The organism is Microbacterium sp. X-17, assembly GCF_039615055.1.
In genome coordinates, this window is the sequence record NZ_JBDHNI010000006.1 from 451,713 (window position 1) to 472,464 (window position 20,752).

The window sequence follows — 20,752 nt, forward strand, 5'->3', positions numbered from 1 at the left end:
GGTACAAGTGCGAATCAATGCCCAAGGATGCGATGGCGCTGTGCATAATTGCACGCATGGACGCGTCGAAGAAGCCCCGGTCGGACGACCTGCTCGTCCTCCTCGCGGTGGCGCGGGCCGGCCGGTTCGCGCGCGCGGCCGAGCAGCTCGGCGTCGACCACACCACGGTCTCCCGGCGGATCGACGCGCTGGAGGAGACCCTGGGCGGGCGGCTGCTGACCCAGGCGTCCGGCGGCTGGGAGCTCACGCCGCTCGGCAGCCGCGCGGTGGACGTCGCCGGCCGCATCGAGGCGGCGGTGGCGGCGCTCACCCGTCCCGAGGCGGAGGCCGACCCGATCGACGGGGTGGTCAGGATGTCCGCGACCGACGGCTTCAGCGCATACATAGCCGCCCCGGCCATCGCCGCGCTCCGCAGGGAGCATCCCGGCCTCTCGGTGGAGATCCTCACCGTGACCCGGCGTGCGCTGCAGCACCGCTCGGGACTGGACATCGAGATCGTCGTCGGCCGGCCGGAGACCCGCCGCGCCCACACGGTCGAGCTGGGCTCCTACGCGCTCGGGATGTACGCCTCCCTCGAATACCTCGCACGCAACGGCACCCCGACGACGCCGGAGGAGGTCTTCGCGCACCCGCTCGTCTACTTCATCGACTCGATCCTGCAGGTGGACGACCTCGACCTGCCGCGGCGCCTCGCCCCGCAGATGCGCGACGCGCTGACCTCAACGAACGTGTTCGTGCACGTGGAGGCCACCCGCGCGGGCGCCGGGATCGGGCTGCTGCCGTGCTTCATGGCGGACCGCCACGACGACCTGGTCCGGCTGCTGCCCGGCGAGCTCCACGCCACGCTGCCGTACTGGATGGTCGTCCATCCCGACTCGCTGCGGCATCCCGCGGTCGCCGCCGTCGCGCACGCGCTGCGGGAGGGGGCGCGGGACGCCGCGGACATCCTGGCCGGACGGTCGGCCGAGGTGAGCGGCGCCTGAGGATTCCGGGACTGTTCGCACCGTGTCCGCGGCGGGCGCACAGCAGCGACTTGCTTGACTGTGATCGTGAACGACACCCCCAAGCGTGATCGCCGGCTCGAAGCCCAGAAGCGCGCCGCCGAGCTGCGGCTGCAGGAGCAGCGCCGGGCCCGCCGCCGCCAGGCCCTCATCGGAGGCGGCGCCGTGGTCGCGGTACTCGCCGTCGCCGGCATCGTCACCGCGGTCGTCGTGAACGGTCAGCAGCCGTCGACGTCCGCCGCGAGCACCTCCACGTCCTCCGCGAGCGCGACAGCCTGGGCCGCACCCGCCGATGTGGAGGGTGCCGTGCGCGCCGCCGGCCTCCAGATGCTGACCGCCGAGGGGACCGCGCTGCACATCCACCAGCACCTGACCGTCACGGTCGACGGCGCGCCCGTCGCCGTTCCCGCCGGCATCGGCATCGACGAGGCGCAGCAGCGCATCTCGCCCATCCACACGCACGACAAGTCCGGGATCATCCACGTCGAGTCGGCGGAGGTCCGCACCTTCACGCTGGCCGAGGTGTTCGCGGAGTGGGGCCAGAAGCTCGGCCCCGGCCAGGTCGGCGAATATCGGGATGGGGTCGACGGGCAGACCGTCACCGTCTTCGTGAACGGCAAGACGTTCACCGGCGACCCGCGCACGATCCCGCTCACCTCGCACGAGGACATCGACTTCGTCGTCGCGAAGAAGGGGACGACGGCCTCCGCGCCGAAGGCGTTCGCCTGGCCGTCCGGGTACTGAGCGCGCCTCACGCCGCCTCGGGCCCGAGCCGCGGCGACCCCGGCGCGGAGGCCGGACGGTCGAGCTGCCGCCAGACCGGGAACATCAGCGGCGCGATCGTCGCCAGCAGCATCACCACGCCCGCGCCGACGCACGCCCAGGTCAGCCCGACGCCCTGCGCGAGGAGACCGCCGAGCAGCGACCCGAACGGGACGCCCAGGTAGGCGCTCGCCTTCATGGCCCCGAGCACGCGGGTCTGCAGCAGCGCGGGCACCCGCTCGTACTGCACCGCCCCGATGATCGGGTTCGGGACGCCCCCGAAGACGCCGCACACGAAGATCACCGCGGCGACCGCGACGACCGAGGTCCACCCTGCCACCGCGAAGAACGGCGGCGCCGACGCCAGCAGCGTGCAGAGGGCGAAGGTCAGCCAGCGCGGGAGCCGCCGGCCTAGCCAGGCGGTGAGCAGCACGCCGGCGAGCATCCCGAGCCCGGACGCCCCGCCGACCACGCCGAATGCGACCGCGTCGTGCACCCGGTCGTGCGCCCAGACCGGGAGGAACACCGCGCTCATTGCCTGGTCGAGCAGGTTCGTGAGCACGATCAAGGCCATGAGGCTGAGGAGGAGCCGGTCGGCGCGGAGGAAGCGCAGTCCTTCCCGCAGCTCGGCGAAGTAGGCGCGCGGTCCGAGCCGTGGCGCGGCGGGCGCCTCCGACTCCTGCGGGAGGGTCGGCACCGTCGCCGCAACGACCACGACCGCGCAGAGGAAGCTCAGGCTGTCGAGCAGGATCGTGACCGCGGGGCCGACCAGCGCGACCAGCACGCCCGCGAGCGGCATCCCGACCAGCAGCGCCGCCCGGTTCGCGCCCGAGTAGAGCCCGACCGCGCGCTCGTCGCTCCAGCGGGCCAGCCGCGCCAGCGGGGGGATCATCGGCGTGGAGGCCGCGTCCGCCGCGCCACGCACTGCGCCGGCCACCGCGACCAGCACCACCAGCGCGCCGAGCGGGAGGTCGTGCAGCGCGCCGAGCAGGAACACCGCGAACACCGCCGCCGCGGCGACGAGGTTGCCGATCAGGAAGGTGCGGCGCAGTCCCACCCGGTCGACCAGCGGCCCGGCGGTCGCCTGCAACAGCACGTACGGTGCCATCTCCGCGAACCCGACCAGGCCCGTGGCGACGGCGCTGCCGGTCGTGACGAGCACGAGCCACGGGATGGCGATGGCCGACAGCGCCGTGCCCGCGCCGGAGACGAGGTACGCGCCGATGAGCCCGAGCAGGGGAGCGCGGCGGGGTGCGATGCCGTTCATGGCTCCGGGAACAGCTGGAACTGCGCGTGCACCCGGATCCCGTCGCCGGCGTCCGCCCCCGGCTCGCGCCGGAACCGCGTCACGAGGTCGCGCACGGCCGCCGTGACCTCCCGGGCCTGCTCGACGGTCAGCGTGAGCGGCCAGTCGCTGACCGTCCACGGCAGCTCCGGCAGCTCGTCCACCTGGCTGGACAGCGTGTCCACCCAGGCCAGCACGCGCCGGTGCGACTCCTCGGCGTTGAGCCGCACGAACTGCACGGCCTGGTCGACCGTCTCCTCGGTGGCGGCGTCGCCCGGAACGCGGAACGAGAAGGAGGTCGACCGGTGCACCGCCCGCCACCAGCGGTCGCGGTCGTTGCCGCGCTCGGCGTCCTCCACGATGAAGCCGTGCTCGGCGAGCACGCGCAGGTGGTAGCTGGTGACGCCGGTGGACTGGCCCACGCGCCGGCCGAGCTCGGTCGCGGTGGAGGGTCCGTCGGCTTGCAGGAGGTCGAGCAGCCGGAGGCGCAGCGGGTTGACCAGCCCGCGCATGGCGGAGGGGCTGAGCAGCACATCCTGTGCCGGATCGAGCTCCGGGAACGGGTTCGGCTCGTCGGTCATACCGTGCAGTGTAATCGCAGAAAAGATTCTGCAAAAGAGTTTCTGCGATTGGCGACCCTCGACGTAACCCCCGATCCCGCTCCCGCCGCACCCGATAGGCTGGGCGCGTGCTTCTCTCCGATCGTGACATCAAGGCCGAACTGGGTGCCGGACGGATCGCGCTGGAGCCGTACGAGCCCGCGATGGTCCAGCCGTCGAGCATCGACGTCCGGCTCGACCGCTTCTTCCGCCTGTTCGACAACCACAAGTACCCGTTCATCGACCCCGCGGTCGACCAGCCGGAGCTGACCCGGTTCGTGGAGGTGGACCCTGATCAGGCGTTCATCCTGCACCCGGGCGAATTCGTGCTCGGGTCCACCTTCGAACTCGTGAGCCTGCCCGACGACGTCGCCGCGCGGCTGGAGGGCAAGAGCTCGCTCGGGCGGCTCGGCCTCCTCACCCACTCCACGGCCGGCTTCATCGACCCCGGCTTCTCCGGGCACGTGACCCTGGAGCTGAGCAACGTCGCGACCCTGCCGATCAAGCTGTGGCCGGGGATGAAGATCGGCCAGATGTGCTTCTTCCGGCTGTCGTCCGCGGCCGAGAAGCCGTACGGGTCGGCCGAGTACAGCTCGCGGTACCAGGGCCAGCGCGGCCCGACCGCCTCCCGTTCGTACCTGAACTTCCACCGGACCGACGTGTCCGCGACCGAAGCCGGACGCCCGTCCAGCTAGACCCCCTACCCGAGAGGGCTGCCCATGAGCGAGTCGACCGATTCCGTTTTCGCGCGAGCCCTGATCGCGGCCGAGCCGACGCCGGAGCGTCCGCAGCGGATGCACCTGTTCGGGCAGCTCGTCGGGAGCTGGCGGGCCGATGTCCGCTTCCTGGACGAGGCCGCCGGCGCGTGGACGGAACGCGTCGAGGAGTGGGTGTTCGCATACACGCTCGGCGGCCGGGCCGTGCAGGACGTCCTGGTCGCACGCGATCCCGAGCACCCGGAGTCCCTCGTCGCCCACGGCTCGACCGTCCGCGTCTACGACTCGACGCTCGGCGCGTGGCGGGTGAGCTGGTTCGGTGCCGCGGCCGGCGACTTCTGCACGCTGGTCGCCACACCGCACCGCCGCGACGGCATCCGGCAGGACGGCACGCAGACCGACGGCCGGCCGATCCGCTGGAACTTCTCGAAGATCACCGCCGAGTCGTTCGAGTGGGACGGCTGGGTCTCCAACGACGAGGGCCGCACCTGGTGGCTGGAGCAGCACGCCGACGCGGTGCGCACCGGCTGATCCGTTCTGCGCAGAGGCTGTGCGGTCCCGCAACTGCTACCCCGGCGAACTGCTTCGTCTCCGAATGGATTCGCTTCGCGGCATACACGCCGCGAGTTATCCACAGTCGATTACACAGGTGGAAAATAGTGAGTCAGACTCACAGCTGGCCTGAAGCTTCGGGTGCATCGTCGGCATAGAGCGCGGGGAGCTGGAGGGTCAGCCACGGGCTGAACGCCCACGGCGTCGCCTCCACCGCGGCCAGCAATGAGCGCGGGTCGACCCACTCCCATTCGGCGACCTCGTCGGCGGACGGATTGAGGTCGCCGGCGATCGTCGCCGTGAACACCGGGCAGACCTCGTACTCCACGATGCCGGCGGCGTCGGTGGCGCGGTACTGGAAGTCGGGGATGACCGGCACGAGGTTCTCGACCGAGGTGCCGAGCTCGTCGGCGGCGCGGCGCGCGATGGCGTCCTCCATCGACTCGCCCGGCGCGGGATGCCCGCAGAACGAGTTGGTCCAGACGCCCGGCCAGGTGGCCTTGCTCAGCGCGCGGCGGGTCACGAGGATGCGGCCCTCGCCGTCGAAGAGGTGGCAGGAGAAGGCGAGGTGGAGGGGCGTGTCCGCGGTGTGGACGGTCGCCTTGTCCGCGGTCCCGATCGGGGTGCCGTCCTCCGCGAGCAGGACGACCTCTTCGCGCGGTGACGTCATGCGTCCATCCTAGGCGCGGGCGGGACTGCGGGAGGGGGTGCGACCGGTGGCCGCGCCCCCTCGGGAGTGTGCCGCCGGGTCAGTCGGCGTCGGTGCCCTCTTCGGCGTCGGTGCCCTCTTCGGCGTCGGTGGCCCCGCCAGTGGCGGTAGTGGCCTCTGCAGCCTCCTCCGCCCGCGGCGTCCAGCCGAGGTTGCGCGCCATCGCTTCGAGGGTGGCGAGCGTGGTGGCGAGGTCGGCGGGGTCGATGCCCTCGGAGACCGTCGCCCGCGCCGCGCGGATCCGCTCGGCCGCGGTGTCGTGTGCCGCGCGCCCCTCGTCGGTCAGTGTCGCGCGGTCCCCGTCGAACCAGACCCAGCCGCGCTCGACGAAGTCCGCGAGGATGCGGTCCACGCCGCCGCGGCAGCGCCCGTCGAAGCCGTGTCGTCCGGCGAACGGAGGGCGACCGCGCCCGTAGTGCTCGTGGCCCCATGCGTCCGGACCGAACCGGCCGGGACCGAAGCCGCGACCGTAACGGCCGGGGCCGAAGCCGCCGTAGCCGAATCCGCCGGGGCCGAAGCCGTGCCCGCCGTGCCCACGCTCGACGCCTCGGACGAACCCGCGCTCGAAACCGCGCTCGAACGCCTGCTCGGCGCCGTGGTGGTCGGGGTGCGGGTGGTGGTGGGAGTGCTCGTCGTGGTGGTGGTGCTCGTGGTCGTGGTCGTGGTCGTGGTTGTGCTCGTCGTGCTCGTGCCCGTCCCCGGCGTGCACCTGGTGGTCGTCGGCGTGATCGGGTCCGTAGTTGTCGGGCTTGCTCTGGTCGCGCTCGCCCTGCTCGTGCGGGTGCCCGCCGTCATGTCCGTGGTGGTCGTGCTCGCCGTGCTCGTGATCGTGCCCGTCGTGCTCATGCGGCCCCGCCTGCGCACGGGAGCTGTCATGCTCCATCCACGCGCGGTACATCTGCTGGCGGCGCTCCCATTCGCGCCGCATCCAGTCGGGGTGGCCGCGCCATTCCCGAGGTGCGGCGGCCGCGTGGGTCTGCTCGCCGGAGGGTGCGTCGCCGTCCGGGCGCGCGTCCGCCTCAGCAGGACGGCCTGCTCCGCTGGGCCGGCCTCCGAACGGCCCGCCGCGGCGTCCACGGTGCGGGAGGGAGGCGTAGAGCTCGTCGGCGGTGGCCGGGCCGTCCGCGAGGGTGTGCAGGACGCGCCAGCCCCGGCGGCCGAGGTCGAGCTCGTGGAGCTCGTCGCGCGTCCGGGCGCGGAGGCGCGCGCTGATCTCGCCGAACCAGAAGTACGGCGGGGTGTCGGATGAATCGTGGGTGTTCGAGTCGTCGATGGTCGTCATCGGGAGACTCCCTTCGGTTTCTATGTACTGTTACAAGTAAATGTATAGTTACATGCATGGCTGAGGATCGTCAAGAGCAGGACCGTTCGCCCGAAGCGGACGTGGTCGCACTCATCGAGCGCTCGCTGGTCGCCGTCCGCCGCGACCAGTCGCGCCGCCGCCCGACAGGACCGTGGGACCACGGCGCCTACCCCGGCCACGGCCACGCGAACCACGACCACGGCGACAACGGCACGGACCAGAGCCACGCCACCGACGCCGCCGACCGCGGCCGCACCGACAACACCACCCCCCACGACCACCACGGCCACTCCCACCCCACCCCGCACGGCTTCGACCCGCACACCTGGTCCCCGCGCGGCCCGTGGGCCGGCTTCCCCGGTCCGTTCGGCGACTCCGCCCGTCCCGGCCCAGGCCGCCGCGGACGCGACGGCTCGCTCGGCCGCTTCGCCCGCATCCGGATGCTGGAGGCGCTGGCCGCCGCCGACGCGGAGGGGCGGCAGCTCTCGGTCAGCTCCCTCGCCACCGCGATCGGCGTCGATCAACCGCGCGCGAGCCGGCTCGTTCAGGAGGGCGTCGAGCGCGGGCTCGTCCGGCGCGTGCCCGACCCGTCCGACGCGCGGCGGGCGCTCATCCAGCTCACCACCGCCGGGCGCGCGCAGCTCGGCGAGGTCCAGGACCACCGCCGCTCCGCCGTCGAGACCGCCCTGGCCTCCTTCACCCCCGAGGAGGCGCGCACCTTCGCCGAGCTCTTCGCCCGCTTCGTCCAGGCCTGGCCCCGCTGACCCCCCCGCCCCCGACCCCGTAGCCAACGGAGGACATCCCGCGCCCAGCGCGCCCGATCTCCTCCGCTAGCGCCCACGCCCCGGCGCGTCGCCACACATCTCCTCCGCTACCCGCGGCAACCGCACCCCGCCAGCAGCACCCCGCGCTCCTTGACGCCACAGCCAACGGAGGACATCCCGCGCCCCACACCCCGGATCTCCTCCGCTAACCCCCACCGCCCGGCGTGTCGCACCGGATCTCCTCCGCAGCCAACCGGAGGACAGCTGCTACCGCGGCGACCGCACCGGCACCAGGAGCACCAGCCCCACCAGCAGCACGAGCACGATCCCGAGAATCCCCCAGTACTGCGCCCCTCCGACCGCCACGAACAGCGCGAACAGCAGCGGCGCCACGAACGACACCGCGCGTCCGCATGTCGCGTACAGCCCGAACACCTCTCCCTCTCGCCCGGCCGGCGTCACCCGGGTCAGGAAGGTCCGGCTCGCCGACTGCGCAGGGCCGACGAACAGGCACAGGATCAGCCCGAACACCCAGAACGCGATCGCCCCGGCGTCGTGCAGGAAGAACACCGCGAGCCCGGCGATCACCAGCCCGACCAGCGCCGTGACGATCACAGGCTTCGCGCCGAAGCGGTCGTCGAACCGCCCGGACAGGACCGTGCTCAGCCCCGCGACCACGTTGGCCGCGATCGCGAACACGATCACGCCCGACTGGCTGAACCCGAACGTCCCCTTCGCGAGGATGCCGCCGAACGTGAAGACGCCGACCAGCCCGTCCCGGAACAGCGCCGACGAGATGAGGAACAGCACCGTGTTCCGGCTCTCCTTCCACAGCACCCCGAGGTCGCGGAACAGCAGCCGGTACGACGCGAAGAACCCGAGCCGCGGCAGCCGCCGGTTGGCTGGCGCCTCCGGCACCTTCAGCAGCACCGGGATGGACAGCACGAGCGTCCAGATCGCGGCGACCAGCGCGACGAGCCGGTAGTTGAGGCCCTGGTCCGTCGACACATGGAGGACGCCTCCCGTGCCGTCGCCGTTGGGCGATGCGAGCAGCACGAGCACGATGACGAGCAGCAGGATGCCGCCGAAGTAGCCGCTGGCCCAGCCGAGCCCGCTCACCCGGCCGACCGTCTTGGGCGTGGACACCTGGACGAGCATCGCGTTGTAGTTGACGGTCGCGATCTCGTAGAACACGGTCCCGACCGCCACGAGGACGACGCCGAACAGGAAGAACGACGGCTCGCCGACGACGAAGAACATCAGCGCGGTGAGGAGCACCACCACGCCGGTGTTGATCCCGAGCCACAGCTTGCGGCGACCGGACCCGTCCGTCCGCCGGCCGAGCACGGGCGCGAGCACGGCGACGACGATCCCGGCGATCCCGATGCCCCAGGCCAGCCCGCTGGAGAGTCCGGCGATCGCGCCGGTCACCGCGTGGTGCGCCGGACCGGAGGCGTCCTTCTCCGCGTCCTGCGCCGAGACGAGCGCGGGGGAGATGAAGTAGCTGGAGGTCAGGTAGACGGTGAAGACGAAGGTGGTGATGACCGCGTTGAAGGCCGCGCCGCCGGCGTCCCAGAGCGCCCACGAGGCCACCCAGCTGCGCGGGATGCGGCGCTCGGTGGAGCTGTCGGCGAAGATCGGGCTCGCCGCGGTCGCGAGGGCGTCGCCGTCGCCGCCCGCCGGTCGTTCGGTCGTCATGGGGACAGCGTAGGGCGTGGCGGGGAACCGGCGGTGAACGCGCGCGAGGTCAGTCGCCCGGGCCGGTCACGTTCGCCCGGAACCACGCCGTGACGGGCTCGCTGTCGTGGAGGAATCCCGCGATCCGGTCCGCGGCCTCCGGCGTGGCGAACCACTCGGGGATGCCCCAATCGGCCCAGGTGATGATGCCCTTGTAGCGCAGCAGCTCGGCGCGCGGATGGTCGGCCGGGTAGCCGCGCGGGGCGGTCTTGAGCTGCTCGGGGATCTCGATGGCGACCCCGGAGGCGCGCAGCGTGGCGAGCGCGGCCTCCAGCTCGCCGCCGGTCCGCGGCGCGTCGACGGCGCGGCGGTAGCGGTCGAGCTGTTCCTTGTCGAGCTGGTAGACGCCCGCGCCGCCGGCCAGGCCCTCCGCGGAGACCTGCACGTACCCGCCGCGCGCGAACGTGAGGGCGGCGTGCAGCTTGTACGGCGACTTGTCGCGCGAGAACCGCACGTCGCGATATGGGCGGAAGAGCCGCCCCGCGCCGAAGGCCGGTTCGAGCGCCTCTGCGAGAGCGTGCATCGGCGCCGCGACCCGCTGCTCATAGCGTTCGCGGTTCTCCAGCCAGAACGCCTTGTCGTTGTGCGCGGTCAGCTCGCGGTAGAACGCGACCGCGTCCTCGTCGAACCCGGTGAATGTCATGGCCCGATCGTACGTCGGCGCGCGGGCCGCTCGGGCGGAGGTTGTTTTGGAGGCGTGGGATGCGGATGCTGTCGGTATGGACACGATGAAGGTCGCGGTCGCCGGCGGGACCGGCGTGGTGGGAGCCCGCACGGTCGAGGCGCTGCGGAGGGCGGGGCACGAGGCGGTGGTGCTGAGCCGCTCCGAGGGCACGGACCTCCTCGCGGCGGCCCAGGACACAGGCGAGGCGCACCGGCTCGCCCGCACCCTCGACGGCTGCGCGGCCGTCGTGGATGTGACGTCGGTGACGACGATGGGAGGCGCGGCCTCCACGCGCTTCTTCGAGGCGGTGACGACGGCGCTCCTCACCGCCGAGCGGGCCGCCGGGGTGAAGCACCACGTCGCGCTCTCGATCGTGGGCGCGGCGGCCGCGCCGTACGCGTACTACGCGGGCAAGGACGCCCAGGAGCGGCTGGTGATGGCGAGCGGGGACGGCTGGAGCCTGCTGCGCGCGACGCAGTTCCACGAGTTCGCGTCCCAGCTGGCGGCGCGCTCGCGCGGCCGGGTGAAGCCGGTCCCGGCGGTGCGCTCGCAGCCGGTCGCGGCGGCGGAGGTCGGCACGCGCCTCGCCGAGCTGGCGACCGGGGAGCCGGCCGGGCTCAGCCGCGACCTCGGCGGCCCGAAGGTGGAGGACATGCCCACCCTCGTCCGCCGCTACCTCGCCGCGACGGGGAGCCCGGCCCGCGTGTTCGCGGTGCCGCTGCCCGGCCGCTGGGGCCGCGCCCTCCGCGATGGCACCCTGCTGCCCGGCCCCGAGGCCCAGCTCGGCACCGTCACCTTCGACGACTACCTCGCCACCGTCGCGCGCGATTCGTGACGAATGGCGCGTTTCGCGCGCGCTAACCCGCCATTCGTGCCGAATCGTCGTGCGTGTGCCGCGGCCCGCCCCGGAGCGGGACGCCGACGACGGCGAGGATCAGCGCGAGCACCGCGCCGCAGAAGATCGCGATGTCCGCGACGTTCCCGATGAACCAGTTCGCGTAGGCGATGAAGTCGACCACGTGCCCCTGCCCGAACGACGGCGCCCGGAACAGCCGGTCGCCCAGGTGGGTCACCGCGCCGCCGAGCAGGAGGCCGAACGCCACGGCCCACGACCGCGCGCCGACCCGCCGCGAGAAGTAGAGGAGCGCGACGACGGCCAGCGCGGCGATGATCGTGAACACCCAGGTCTGGTCCACCAGGAACGAGAACGCCGCACCCGAGTTGTAGATGAGCTGGATGCCGAGCAGGTTCCCGATGAGCGAGTGGTAGACGCCGACCTGGAGGCTCGCGGTCGCCCACAGCTTGGTGAGCTGGTCGGCGAGCACGACGACGACCGCGATGACCAGGATGAGGACCAGCGCGCGCGAGCGGCGCCGCGGGAATTCGGTGTCCTCTGGCCGTTCGGACGGTTCGGTGGTCTCGGTCACCGGGTTATCCTCGCATGCCCGCAGCGCGCGAAACGACGAACTACCCGCCTACATCGACACCGGCAACGCGTACTGCGCCGCCCCGCCATCCCCGCGCACCTGCCGGTGGATGTCCTCCATCGTGATGTCGAGCTGCCCCGCCGTGCCCGCCGCCGCCGTGAGGTCGCGCAGCAGCGCCTCCGGCACCTCGCCGTCGTACTTGTAGTAGATCTTGTGCTCCAGGCTCGCCCAGAAGTCCATCGCCACCGTGCGCAGCTGCACCTCCACCGGCACGGCGACCGGGCCGCCGCTGAGGAAGACCGGCACCTCCACGATCACGTGCAGGCTCTTGTACCCGTTGGGCTTGGGGTGCGCGATGTAGTCCTTCACGCGCAGCACGTGCACGTCCTCCTGCGCGGTCAGCAGCTCGAACACGCGGTAGACGTCGGAGACGAACGAGCACACGATCCGGATGCCCGCGATGTCGGTGATGGCCTCGCGGATCGCGTCGAACGACGGCTCGCAGTTCTTGCGGATGACCTTCTGCTCCAGGCTCTCGGCCGATTTCAGCCGGCTGGAGATGTGCTCGATGGGGTTGTAGTCCTGCAGCTCGGCGAACTCCTCGCGCAGGATGGACACCTTGGTGGAGATCTCGTCGATGCCGAACTTGTACGGCATGATGAACCGCGCGAAGTCCTCACGGAACGCCTGCACCTCGCTCAGCGTGGCCGGGTCGATGCTCTGGAGAGCCTCGATCGCCCGGGTGGAGAGCAGCGGGGCCGGGTCCGAATCCATGTCCCCGACGCTATCGACGCGGGTTGTGGAACGGGTGTGAATCGGCTGTCGCCAAACTCCCGCGCGCTGTGCTTTCCTGTGCGCATGACCGGAGGGGACGGCGCCGAGGCGCCTTTCAACTTCCGCCTCGCGATCCTGCTCGCGATGGCGATGTTCGTCCTGGTCGTGGACACCTCGCTGATGAACGTGTCGATCTCCGCCGTCGTCCACGACCTCCACACCACGGTCAGCGGAGTCCAGGGCGCGATCGCGCTGGAGGCCCTGGTCTCGGCGGCGTTCATCCTGATCGGCGGCAAGACCGGCGACCTCATCGGCCGCAAGCTCGCCTACATCCTCGGCCTGCTCGGGTACGCGGTCGGCGCCGTCGCGATGACGCTGGCGCAGAACCTCCTCGCGATCGTCATCTTCTGGGCGGTGATCGGCGGGATCGGCGCCTCGTTGCTGCTGCCCGCGATGCAGTCGCTCATCCACGGCAACTTCGAGGGCGCGCACCAGAAGCGGGTCTACGCGCTGGTGGGAGCCTCCGCCGCCATCGCGGCCGCGGTCGGCCCGCTGCTCGGCGGCTTCATCACGACCTTCCTGTCCTGGCGGGTCGGGTTCCTGCTGGAGGCCGTCATCATCGCGGTGGTGCTCGCCGGGATCGGGCTGGTCCACGACGTCCCGTACACCGGCTCGCGCTCGATCGACCTGGTCGGCGCGCTGCTGTCGGTCGTCGGGATGGGCGGCATCGTCACCGGCATCCTGGTCTGGCAGGAGGGCGGCGAGTACGTGCTGCTGCTGATCGTCGTCGGCGTCGCGGCGCTCGTCGGCCTGGTGTTCTGGCTGCGCTCGCGCGCCCGCCGCGACAAGCCGACCCTCCTCGACCCCGCCCTGTTCTCGTCGAAGCTGTTCCGCACGGGCGTCAGCGGCCAGCTCCTCCAGCAGGTCGCGCTCGGCGGCACCATGATCGCGCTGCCCATCTACCTGCAGATGGTGCTGGAGTACAACGCGCTACAGGCCGGCCTCTCGATCGCCCCGTTGTCGCTAAGCATGTTCGTCGTCGCGCTGCTCGCCGGCCGGAGGGCGAAGGGACGGCCGGCGAACCTGATCCTGTGGGGCTTCCTGCTCAACGTGATCGGTGTGGCGATCCTGCTGCCGATCGTCCCGATCGCGACGAACGGCTGGTTCCTGACCATCCCGCTCATCGTGTCGGGCAGCGGCCTCGGCCTCCTGGTCTCGCAGCTCAACAACTACACGCTGTCGCCGATCAGTGACGAGCGGGTCAGCGAGGCCGCGGGCGTCAACTCCGCCGCGGGCTCGTTCGGGCTGTCGTTCGGCCTGGCGTTCGCCGGCGCGATCATGCTGGCGACGCTGGCCTTCGCCTTCACCTCGCTGACGAACGCGAGCACCGTCCTCCCGTCCGCCGACAAGCAGCAGGTGGCGGCGGCCCTGGAGGAGGACGCCCAGGTGATGTCGAACACCCAGCTGGAGAAGCAGCTCGCCACCGAGACGCCGGAGGTGCGTGCGGAGGTCGTGCGCATCAACACGGAGGCGCGGCCGATCGCGCTGCAGGTCGCGCTGCTCGTGCCGCTCGCCGCCGGCCTCCTCGGCGCGGGCAACGCGCTGCGGATGCGCCGCCTGCCCGACCCGGCGCCGTCGGACAGCGACGCGCCCGTGCTGGGCTGACGCGCGCGCCGCGGGTACGTTCGGGGCATGTCCGACTTCCTCCTCGGCGCCTCCGGGATGCCGCCGCTGCCCGCCGCCTCCGAGGCCACTCGCGATCCCGGCGACCTCCTGCGCGCCTGGGTGGCGGAGGCCGAGCGCTCCGGCGTCCGGGAGGCGCTCGCCGCCACGCTCGCCACGGCCTCGCCCGAGGGCATCCCCTCGTCACGCACCCTCCGGCTCGCGGCGCTCTCCGCGGACGGCGTCGTGTTCGGCACGTCTGCAGCCAGCCGCAAGGGGCGCGACCTGGCCGCCAACCCGGTCGCGAGCGTCACCGTCTACTGGCGCGAGCTCGCGCTGCAACTCCGGCTCGACGGCGGCGTGGAGGTGCTGGAGGCCGACGCGTCCGACGCGCTGTTCGCCGACCGGCCTCCCGCCGCGCGTGCGGCGACCGTCGTCTCGGAGCAGGATGCGGCGCTGGACGACCTCGCGGTGCTGCGCGCCCGGGCCGAGTCGCTGGCCGCAGCGGGCGCGCCGATCGCACGGCCGGCCGACTGGTGGGGCTACCGGCTCGTGCCCTCGTCCATCGAGTTCTGGCAGGGGAGTCCCGACCGGTTGCATCGCCGCCTCCGGTACGAGCGGGCGGACGGCGGCGCCTGGTCGGTGCGGGGACTTCAACCCTGATCAGGGAATCCTCCGCAAATTCGGAATACTCGGGGTCGTCTCAAAGTTGAGTCACATGTACTCAAGTTTTGAGCGACACGGCTTGACAGCATCCCACCCGGGATGCCAGGCTTGAGCCGTCGAGGCTCAACTCTTGACCCCATGAACTTCACCGGCTATCCACGCCAGCAACAAAGGAGAGAAAGCACATATGTCACGTGCAGTAGGAATCGACCTCGGAACCACCAACTCCGTCGTCTCGGTGCTCGAGGGCGGCGAGCCCACGGTCATCGCCAACGCGGAGGGCTTCCGCACCACCCCGTCCGTCGTCGCGTTCACCAAGGACGGCGAGGTGCTCGTCGGCGAGACCGCCAAGCGCCAGGCGGTCACCAACGTCGACCGCACCATCTCGTCCGTCAAGCGCCACATGGGCACCGACTGGACCCAGGAGATCGACGGCAAGAAGTACACCGCCCAGGAGATCTCGGCCCGCATCCTCCAGAAGCTGAAGCGCGACGCCGAGCAGTACCTCGGCGACACCGTCACCGACGCCGTGATCACCGTCCCGGCCTACTTCAACGACGCCGAGCGCCAGGCCACCAAGGAGGCCGGCGAGATCGCGGGCCTCAACGTGCTCCGCATCATCAACGAGCCCACCGCCGCGGCCCTCGCGTACGGCCTCGACAAGGGCAAGGAGGACGAGCTCATCCTCGTCTTCGACCTCGGTGGCGGAACCTTCGACGTCTCCCTCCTCGAGGTGGGCAAGGACGACGACTTCTCCACCATCCAGGTCCGCGCGACCGCCGGCGACAACCGCCTCGGTGGCGACGACTGGGACCAGCGCGTCGTCGACTGGCTGATCAAGCGCTTCAAGGACTCGACCGGCGTCGACGTCTCGAAGGACAAGATCGCCCTCCAGCGCCTCAAGGAGGCCGCGGAGCAGGCCAAGAAGGAGCTCAGCTCCTCGATGAGCACCAGCATCCAGCTCCCCTACCTCTCGCTGACCGAGAACGGCCCGGCCAACCTCGACGAGACGCTCACCCGCGCCCAGTTCGAGCAGATGACCAGCGACCTCCTCGACCGCACCAAGAAGCCCTTCCAGGACGTCATCCGTGAGGCCGGCATCAAGGTGTCCGACATCGCGCACGTCGTCCTCGTCGGCGGCTCCACCCGCATGCCCGCCGTGAGCGAGCTGGTGAAGCAGGAGACCGGCGGCAAGGAGCCCAACAAGGGCGTGAACCCGGACGAGGTCGTCGCCGTCGGCGCCGCCCTGCAGGCCGGTGTCCTCAAGGGCGAGCGCAAGGACGTCCTCCTGATCGACGTCACCCCGCTGTCCCTCGGCATCGAGACCAAGGGCGGGATCATGACAAAGCTCATCGAGCGCAACACGGCCATCCCCACCAAGCGCAGCGAGACCTTCACCACGGCCGACGACAACCAGCCGTCCGTCGCGATCCAGGTCTTCCAGGGCGAGCGCGAGTTCACCCGCGACAACAAGCCGCTCGGCACCTTCGAGCTGACCGGCATCGCCCCGGCCCCCCGCGGCATCCCGCAGATCGAGGTCACCTTCGACATCGACGCCAACGGCATCGTGCACGTGTCCGCCAAGGACAAGGGCACCGGCAAGGAGCAGTCGATGACGATCACCGGCGGCTCCAGCCTGCCGAAGGACGACATCGAGCGCATGGTGCGCGAGGCCGAGGAGCACGCGGCGGAGGACAAGAAGCGCCGCGAGTCCGCCGAGACCCGCAACCAGGCCGAGCAGCTCGTCTACTCGAACGAGAAGCTGATCAAGGACAACGAGGACAAGCTCCCCGAGGACGTCAAGAACGAGGTCCAGGGCGACATCGACGCGCTGAAGACCGCGCTCGCCGGCGACGACGACGAGGCCGTGAAGACCGCGTACGAGAAGCTCAGCGAGAGCCAGCAGAAGCTCGGCCAGGCGATCTACTCGTCCGCGCAGGCGTCCGAGGCCCCGGCCGGCGACGCGGGCGAGGCGGGCCAGGCCGGCGAGGGCTCCTCCTCCGACGATGAGGACGTCATCGACGCCGAGGTCGTCGAGGACGAGGAGAAGAAGTAACCATGGCCGACCAGAACCGCGACGGGCACGGCTCGGAGGAGCCGGAGCGCGAGGAGCCGATCGTGCGTGACAAGCGACGCATCGACCCCGAGACCGGCAAGGTTCGCGAGCCGCAGGGCGACGAGCACGACCTCTCGCACGAGGAGCTGGTCGACGTGGGTCCGGGCGAGGAGGAGAGCGTTCTGTCCGACGACGACCTCGACATCCTCTCCGGCCAGACCACGGCCGACCAGCTCGCGGCGGAGCGGCTCGCCGACCTCCAGCGGGTGACCGCGGAGTACGCGAACTATCGCAAGCGCACCGAGGCCAACCGGGAGATCGAGCGCGAGCGCGCGATCGGGGACGCCGTCAAGGGTCTCATCCCGGTGCTCGACGATGTGGAGCGCGCCGACAAGCACGGCGACCTCACCGAGGGCAGCGCGTTCGCGACCATCGCGGCCAAGCTGCGCACCGCGGTCGAGCGGCTCGGCCTCACCCCCTACGGCGAGAAGGGCGAGCCCTTCGACCCGCAGGTCCACGAGGCGATCTTCCAGCAGCCCACCCCCGGCGTGACGGCCGACACCGTCGCCGAGGTGGTGGAGACCGGCTACCGGCTGGGCTCCACCGTCGTGCGGGTGGCCAAGGTGGTCGTCGCCACCCCGGCCTGACCGGCCGGACGATGAGCGCCAGGAGCGGCGGGATGCGTGTCCCGCCGCTCCTCGCGCCACGACACATGCAGACTTCGAGACAGACAGCGGGCCCGGGGAGGGCCCCGACCACGACAGCACAGGCACGAGAGGAGGCGCCGTGGCAAGCCAGGACTGGTTCGACAAGGACTTCTACAAGGTCCTAGGCGTCTCCAAGGACGTCAGCGAGGCGGAGCTCAAGAAGACGTACCGCAAGCTCGCGCGCAAGTACCACCCGGACTCCAACCCGGGCGACCCGGCCGCTGAGGCCAAGTTCAAGGAGATCAGCGAGGCCCACTCGGTGCTCGCCGACCCCGAGCAGCGCAAGGAGTACGACCAGATCCGGGCCATGGGCTCCGGTGCGCGGTTCACCGCCCCGGGTTCGAGCGGCCAGGGCGGGTTCGACGACGTGTTCGGCGGGATGTTCACCGGCCAGGGCGGCCAGCGGTACACCTACCAGCAGGGCGGCCAGGGCGGCTTCGACGATGTCTTCGGCGGCCTGTTCGGCAACGGCCGGTTCGGCACGACGAGCGGCGGCTTCCGCGGCTACGGCGGCCCCACCCGCGGCAACGACGTGACCGCTCACACCACCATCGACTTCCTCACCGCCACCAAGGGCGAGACGATCAGTCTCCAGGCCGGGGACGGCAAGCCGTTCAAGGTCAAGATCCCCGCGGGCGTGGCCGACGGCCAGAAGATCAAGCTGCGCGGCAAGGGTCAGCCCAGCCCGGACGGCGGCGAGGCCGGTGACATCGTCCTCACCGTGACCGTGCGCAAGCACCCCGTGTTCGAGCGCGACGGCCTGAACCTGCGCGTCACCGTGCCGGTCACCTTCGCGGAGGCCGCGCTCGGCGCGACCATCGAGGTGCCGACGCTCGGCGGCGACCCGGTCAAGCTGCGCGTGGCCCCCGGCACCCCGAGCGGTCGCGTGCTGCGGGTGAAGGGCCGCGGCGTGCAGACCGCGAAGGGCACGGGCGACCTCCTGGCCATCGTGCAGGTCGCAGTGCCGTCGCACCTCTCCAGTGACGCCAAGGAGGCTCTCGAGGCCTTCGCCGAGAAGCTTCCCGACGGGAACCCGCGAGAGGACATCCTGGCCAAGGCTCGGGGCTAGCGATGGATGAGAACACCCAGGTCTTCGTGATCTCGATCGCCGCCGAGCTGGCGGGAATGCACCCGCAGACGCTCCGGCAGTACGACCGGCTCGGGCTCGTCAGCCCCGGCCGGACGGCGGGCAAGTCGCGCCGCTACTCGATGCGCGACGTCGAGAAGCTCCGCGAGATCGCGCGCCTGGGCTCCGAGGGCGTCAGCCTGGAGGGCATCCGCCGCATCCTGGAGCTGGAGGACCACGTGAGCGCGCTGAGCGCCCGCGTGCGCGACCTGGAGTCGGCGCTCGCCGACGAGCTGCTCAACCGGCCGGGCCGGCGCGTCTTCGCCGCCGGGTCGGAGGGGGAGGTCGTCTCCATGCGCGCCGGGACCCGCGTCCGCCGCAGCAACCAGATCGTCGTCTGGCGCCCCCTGGAGCGCTAACCCCGCACCCGCAACCGCCGAGGGGCACGTCGTTGTCACTTTTCCGCGTGGAAAGCGACAACGACGTGCCCCTCATTCGTTGGGTCAGTACGCGACGAAGGGGGCGTCCCACCATGTGACGGCGATCGCCTTCGCGTTCGGCGGCAGGGTGGTCACCTTCGTGGCGGTCGCATAGGGGCCGGCGAACGCCGGGTCGATGCCCGAGTTGTTCTCGTCGTTGACGCCGGAGTACCAGACGTCGCCGGAGTGGTCGAGCACCAGCATGGCGTGCGCGCCGCAGGCGAAGTCGTCGACGTTCTCGACCGGGATCTTGGTCCACTCGCGGACCGGAGTGGTCATGCCGTGGCCGGACTGTCCGTAGTAGGCGCCGCCGAGCATGTAGAGCTCGTCGCGCGTGTTCTTGATGAAGTAGCCTGCGGTCTCCCACTCGTAGGGCTGTCGCTCCCAGAGCTCGGCGATCCCGCCCGGCGGTGTCGCGATCTCGTGCAGACGGCCGTCGCCGGGGTAGTCGGCCGGCGTGATGTTGGTCGTCGCCGTTCCGGAGTACGCCAGGCGGCCGTCCTCGAACAGCAGCATCATGCCGCGGTCGTTGCTCTGGACGGCCTTCTTCACCCCGGTCACCGGTGTCCCGTCGGGCCAGGTGAGCTGCACCATGCTGGGGCCCGTCGTGGAGATGCCGCGGTCGTAGTACTGCATGTTGACGCGAGTGCCCGCCAGCCAGGCGGTCCCATCCGCGAGGGTGAACAAGTTGACGTTGCTGTTCCGCGTGTAGGAGACCCACGTGGGCTTGGCGGGGAGCGCCTGACCGATCTTCGTGAACCGCGTGAGGCTGCGGTCGGCGATGTTGCCGGTCATGGCGAGCGAGTTCCCGAGCTGCTGGCCGGCGGCCCACCAGTCCCCGGAGGAGTCCTCCAGGATGAACAGGCTCTGCTCGGAGCCGTTCTGGGCGCCGATGCCGCGGACCGCGTCCGTGAAGACCGTTCCGTCCTCCTTGATGGGCTCCGCGGGGACGGCGACGGCGGTCGAGACCGCCCCGACACCGCACTCGCCGCTCGTGTTCCAGCCGCCCGTGCGCACCCGGCCGTCGGCGGTGATGCCCATGAACGAGCTCTGGGTGGCGTAGACGGCCGCGAGCGGCACGTCCAGCGCCCAGGGTGTCGGGTATCCCACCGCGTTCAGGAGGGCACCGTTGCCGGTCTGTCCTTCCGGCGTGTGGCCGCCGAGCGTGTAGGCGAGACCCGGCTCGGCCGTCAGAGTCGAGACCGCGGAGTCCCCGTTCGCGGCGGCGGTGATGGTGGCCGTGGTGTCGCCCTTGCTGAACGGCGGGATCGCGACGAAGACCTCGGCGACACCGGTCGCCGAGGTCGTGACGGTGACGGACTGCGTGGGAAGGAAGGCGGTGTTGTTCGCGACCGTGTAGAGCGCGAATCCGGCCCCGCTCACGGTCACGGTCACGACGGTGGCCCTCGCGGGCGAGACGGTGATCGGGATGCGCGTCGCCGTCGGCCGCGCCGACCGCGCGTAGCCGGTCGGGAGGCCGTTCGCCCCGAAGGCGGTCGCGATGGACCAGCCACCGCCGATGACGCCGGTCAGCGTCGGCGGGATGTTGACCGGGCCCTCCGCGGACGCGGCATAGGCCGGTGACGCGGTGGCCACCGCGATGGCGGGGACGCTCCAGGCGCTTGCCGCGACGACGGCCCGCCGGGAGGGGAGGCGATGTCCAGCGTCTGGTCGCTGGGCTTCGTTGGTGCTCGACATGTGTTCCTTGTTTCTCGATGTGGCGTCGGCGACGGAGCCGCCACGGCAGGACGTTAGGGGGTGATGTCGGATTTCGGCGGTCCTCAGGCCTATTCGGGGGTGGAACTCACCGTCTGCTTCACCTT

General features: G+C 71.2%; 21 protein-coding genes. 12 read left to right on the forward strand and 9 right to left on the reverse strand.

The features are described 5' to 3' along the window. Nucleotides 1-56: 56 nt before the first annotated feature. Together ABCS02_RS28395 and ABCS02_RS28400 are read left to right on the forward strand one after the other, a co-directional pair. On the forward strand, nucleotides 57-983 hold the full coding sequence (locus ABCS02_RS28395) for a LysR family transcriptional regulator (protein WP_345839062.1): 927 nt from the start codon (nucleotides 57-59) through the stop codon (nucleotides 981-983). 66 nt (nucleotides 984-1,049) lie between these two features. Further along, on the forward strand, nucleotides 1,050-1,745 hold the full coding sequence (locus tag ABCS02_RS28400; protein WP_345839063.1) for a hypothetical protein: 696 nt from the start codon (nucleotides 1,050-1,052) through the stop codon (nucleotides 1,743-1,745). Nucleotides 1,746-1,752: 7 nt separating this feature from the next. Here ABCS02_RS28400 and ABCS02_RS28405 read toward each other — a convergent pair whose 3' ends face one another. Together ABCS02_RS28405 and ABCS02_RS28410 are read right to left on the reverse strand one after the other, a co-directional pair. Continuing rightward, entirely contained in the window at nucleotides 1,753-3,030 is a 1,278-nt protein-coding gene (locus ABCS02_RS28405) for an MFS transporter (protein ID WP_345839064.1), read from the reverse strand. Next, nucleotides 3,027-3,629 (reverse strand): winged helix-turn-helix domain-containing protein, encoded by a 603-nt coding sequence (locus ABCS02_RS28410; protein WP_345839065.1) that lies wholly within the window; start codon nucleotides 3,627-3,629, stop codon nucleotides 3,027-3,029. Before ABCS02_RS28410 ends, ABCS02_RS28405 begins: the two co-directional genes overlap by 4 nt. A gap of 107 nt (nucleotides 3,630-3,736) precedes the next feature. Here ABCS02_RS28410 and dcd point away from each other — a divergent pair, with 107 nt between their 5' ends. Together dcd and ABCS02_RS28420 are read left to right on the forward strand one after the other, a co-directional pair. Then, nucleotides 3,737-4,342, forward strand: a complete 606-nt coding sequence (dcd, locus tag ABCS02_RS28415; RefSeq protein ID WP_185275885.1) for a dCTP deaminase — start codon at nucleotides 3,737-3,739, stop codon at nucleotides 4,340-4,342. 24 nt (nucleotides 4,343-4,366) lie between these two features. After that, complete coding sequence (locus ABCS02_RS28420) at nucleotides 4,367-4,894, forward strand: hypothetical protein (RefSeq protein WP_345839066.1); 528 nt, start codon at nucleotides 4,367-4,369, stop codon at nucleotides 4,892-4,894. Between the two features lie 139 nt (nucleotides 4,895-5,033). On the opposite strand, the gene idi is transcribed toward ABCS02_RS28420, so the two are convergent. Beyond that, nucleotides 5,034-5,585 carry an isopentenyl-diphosphate Delta-isomerase gene (idi, locus tag ABCS02_RS28425; RefSeq protein WP_345839067.1) on the reverse strand — a complete coding sequence of 184 codons (552 nt, stop codon included), beginning with the start codon at nucleotides 5,583-5,585 and terminating at the stop codon, nucleotides 5,034-5,036. A gap of 79 nt (nucleotides 5,586-5,664) precedes the next feature. After that, complete coding sequence (locus ABCS02_RS28430) at nucleotides 5,665-6,906, reverse strand: hypothetical protein (protein ID WP_345839068.1); 1,242 nt, start codon at nucleotides 6,904-6,906, stop codon at nucleotides 5,665-5,667. Nucleotides 6,907-6,962: 56 nt separating this feature from the next. Here ABCS02_RS28430 and ABCS02_RS28435 point away from each other — a divergent pair, with 56 nt between their 5' ends. After that, nucleotides 6,963-7,691, forward strand: a complete 729-nt coding sequence (locus ABCS02_RS28435; protein ID WP_345839069.1) for a MarR family transcriptional regulator — start codon at nucleotides 6,963-6,965, stop codon at nucleotides 7,689-7,691. A gap of 267 nt (nucleotides 7,692-7,958) precedes the next feature. Here ABCS02_RS28435 and ABCS02_RS28440 read toward each other — a convergent pair whose 3' ends face one another. Both ABCS02_RS28440 and ABCS02_RS28445 read right to left on the reverse strand, forming a co-directional pair. Next, complete coding sequence (locus ABCS02_RS28440; RefSeq protein WP_345839070.1) at nucleotides 7,959-9,389, reverse strand: MFS transporter; 1,431 nt, start codon at nucleotides 9,387-9,389, stop codon at nucleotides 7,959-7,961. Between the two features lie 49 nt (nucleotides 9,390-9,438). Further along, on the reverse strand, nucleotides 9,439-10,071 hold the full coding sequence (locus ABCS02_RS28445) for a DUF2461 domain-containing protein (RefSeq protein WP_345839071.1): 633 nt from the start codon (nucleotides 10,069-10,071) through the stop codon (nucleotides 9,439-9,441). A 76-nt stretch (nucleotides 10,072-10,147) separates the two neighbouring features. Between ABCS02_RS28445 and ABCS02_RS28450 the strand changes: the two genes are divergently transcribed. Then, entirely contained in the window at nucleotides 10,148-10,927 is a 780-nt protein-coding gene (locus tag ABCS02_RS28450; protein WP_345839072.1) for an SDR family oxidoreductase, read from the forward strand. Between the two features lie 22 nt (nucleotides 10,928-10,949). Here ABCS02_RS28450 and ABCS02_RS28455 read toward each other — a convergent pair whose 3' ends face one another. Then, nucleotides 10,950-11,519, reverse strand: a complete 570-nt coding sequence (locus ABCS02_RS28455) for a signal peptidase II (protein ID WP_345839073.1) — start codon at nucleotides 11,517-11,519, stop codon at nucleotides 10,950-10,952. A gap of 48 nt (nucleotides 11,520-11,567) precedes the next feature. Further along, a complete protein-coding gene (locus ABCS02_RS28460; protein WP_345839074.1) occupies nucleotides 11,568-12,293 on the reverse strand; it encodes a GTP pyrophosphokinase family protein in 726 nt (241 codons plus the stop codon). An 84-nt stretch (nucleotides 12,294-12,377) separates the two neighbouring features. Here ABCS02_RS28460 and ABCS02_RS28465 point away from each other — a divergent pair, with 84 nt between their 5' ends. The 6 genes from ABCS02_RS28465 to ABCS02_RS28490 all read left to right on the forward strand — a co-directional run bounded on the left by ABCS02_RS28465 (nucleotide 12,378) and on the right by ABCS02_RS28490 (nucleotide 18,869). Then, a complete protein-coding gene (locus ABCS02_RS28465) occupies nucleotides 12,378-13,958 on the forward strand; it encodes an MFS transporter (protein ID WP_345839075.1) in 1,581 nt (526 codons plus the stop codon). A gap of 27 nt (nucleotides 13,959-13,985) precedes the next feature. Further along, nucleotides 13,986-14,618 carry a pyridoxal 5'-phosphate synthase gene (locus tag ABCS02_RS28470; protein WP_345839076.1) on the forward strand — a complete coding sequence of 211 codons (633 nt, stop codon included), beginning with the start codon at nucleotides 13,986-13,988 and terminating at the stop codon, nucleotides 14,616-14,618. A gap of 190 nt (nucleotides 14,619-14,808) precedes the next feature. After that, nucleotides 14,809-16,677, forward strand: coding sequence for a molecular chaperone DnaK (dnaK, locus tag ABCS02_RS28475; protein ID WP_345839077.1), 1,869 nt, complete (start codon nucleotides 14,809-14,811; stop codon nucleotides 16,675-16,677). Nucleotides 16,678-16,679: 2 nt separating this feature from the next. Beyond that, entirely contained in the window at nucleotides 16,680-17,324 is a 645-nt protein-coding gene (locus tag ABCS02_RS28480; protein WP_345839078.1) for a nucleotide exchange factor GrpE, read from the forward strand. Nucleotides 17,325-17,463: 139 nt separating this feature from the next. Next, nucleotides 17,464-18,453, forward strand: coding sequence for a DnaJ C-terminal domain-containing protein (locus tag ABCS02_RS28485; RefSeq protein ID WP_345839079.1), 990 nt, complete (start codon nucleotides 17,464-17,466; stop codon nucleotides 18,451-18,453). Nucleotides 18,454-18,455: 2 nt separating this feature from the next. After that, on the forward strand, nucleotides 18,456-18,869 hold the full coding sequence (locus tag ABCS02_RS28490) for a MerR family transcriptional regulator (RefSeq protein ID WP_345839080.1): 414 nt from the start codon (nucleotides 18,456-18,458) through the stop codon (nucleotides 18,867-18,869). An 84-nt stretch (nucleotides 18,870-18,953) separates the two neighbouring features. Here ABCS02_RS28490 and ABCS02_RS28495 read toward each other — a convergent pair whose 3' ends face one another. Further along, nucleotides 18,954-20,627 (reverse strand): hypothetical protein, encoded by a 1,674-nt coding sequence (locus ABCS02_RS28495; RefSeq protein WP_345839081.1) that lies wholly within the window; start codon nucleotides 20,625-20,627, stop codon nucleotides 18,954-18,956. Nucleotides 20,628-20,752 lie beyond the last annotated feature (125 nt).

Bases quoted from the DNA above. Each gene is read 5' to 3' on its own strand.
- ABCS02_RS28445 (WP_345839071.1), bottom strand. From the start codon at position 10,071: ATGACATTCACCGGGTTCGACGAGGACGCGGTCGCGTTCTACCGCGAG.
- ABCS02_RS28435 (WP_345839069.1), top strand. From the start codon at position 6,963: ATGGCTGAGGATCGTCAAGAGCAGGACCGTTCGCCCGAAGCGGACGTG.
- ABCS02_RS28430 (WP_345839068.1), bottom strand. From the start codon at position 6,906: ATGACGACCATCGACGACTCGAACACCCACGATTCATCCGACACCCCG.
- ABCS02_RS28490 (WP_345839080.1), top strand. From the start codon at position 18,456: ATGGATGAGAACACCCAGGTCTTCGTGATCTCGATCGCCGCCGAGCTG.
- ABCS02_RS28495 (WP_345839081.1), bottom strand. From the start codon at position 20,627: ATGTCGAGCACCAACGAAGCCCAGCGACCAGACGCTGGACATCGCCTC.
- ABCS02_RS28480 (WP_345839078.1), top strand. From the start codon at position 16,680: ATGGCCGACCAGAACCGCGACGGGCACGGCTCGGAGGAGCCGGAGCGC.
- ABCS02_RS28470 (WP_345839076.1), top strand. From the start codon at position 13,986: ATGTCCGACTTCCTCCTCGGCGCCTCCGGGATGCCGCCGCTGCCCGCC.
- idi (WP_345839067.1), bottom strand. From the start codon at position 5,585: ATGACGTCACCGCGCGAAGAGGTCGTCCTGCTCGCGGAGGACGGCACC.
- ABCS02_RS28450 (WP_345839072.1), top strand. From the start codon at position 10,148: ATGGACACGATGAAGGTCGCGGTCGCCGGCGGGACCGGCGTGGTGGGA.
- ABCS02_RS28420 (WP_345839066.1), top strand. From the start codon at position 4,367: ATGAGCGAGTCGACCGATTCCGTTTTCGCGCGAGCCCTGATCGCGGCC.
- ABCS02_RS28405 (WP_345839064.1), bottom strand. From the start codon at position 3,030: ATGAACGGCATCGCACCCCGCCGCGCTCCCCTGCTCGGGCTCATCGGC.
- ABCS02_RS28465 (WP_345839075.1), top strand. From the start codon at position 12,378: ATGACCGGAGGGGACGGCGCCGAGGCGCCTTTCAACTTCCGCCTCGCG.
- ABCS02_RS28395 (WP_345839062.1), top strand. From the start codon at position 57: ATGGACGCGTCGAAGAAGCCCCGGTCGGACGACCTGCTCGTCCTCCTC.
- ABCS02_RS28440 (WP_345839070.1), bottom strand. From the start codon at position 9,389: ATGACGACCGAACGACCGGCGGGCGGCGACGGCGACGCCCTCGCGACC.
- ABCS02_RS28410 (WP_345839065.1), bottom strand. From the start codon at position 3,629: ATGACCGACGAGCCGAACCCGTTCCCGGAGCTCGATCCGGCACAGGAT.
- ABCS02_RS28460 (WP_345839074.1), bottom strand. From the start codon at position 12,293: ATGGATTCGGACCCGGCCCCGCTGCTCTCCACCCGGGCGATCGAGGCT.
- dnaK (WP_345839077.1), top strand. From the start codon at position 14,809: ATGTCACGTGCAGTAGGAATCGACCTCGGAACCACCAACTCCGTCGTC.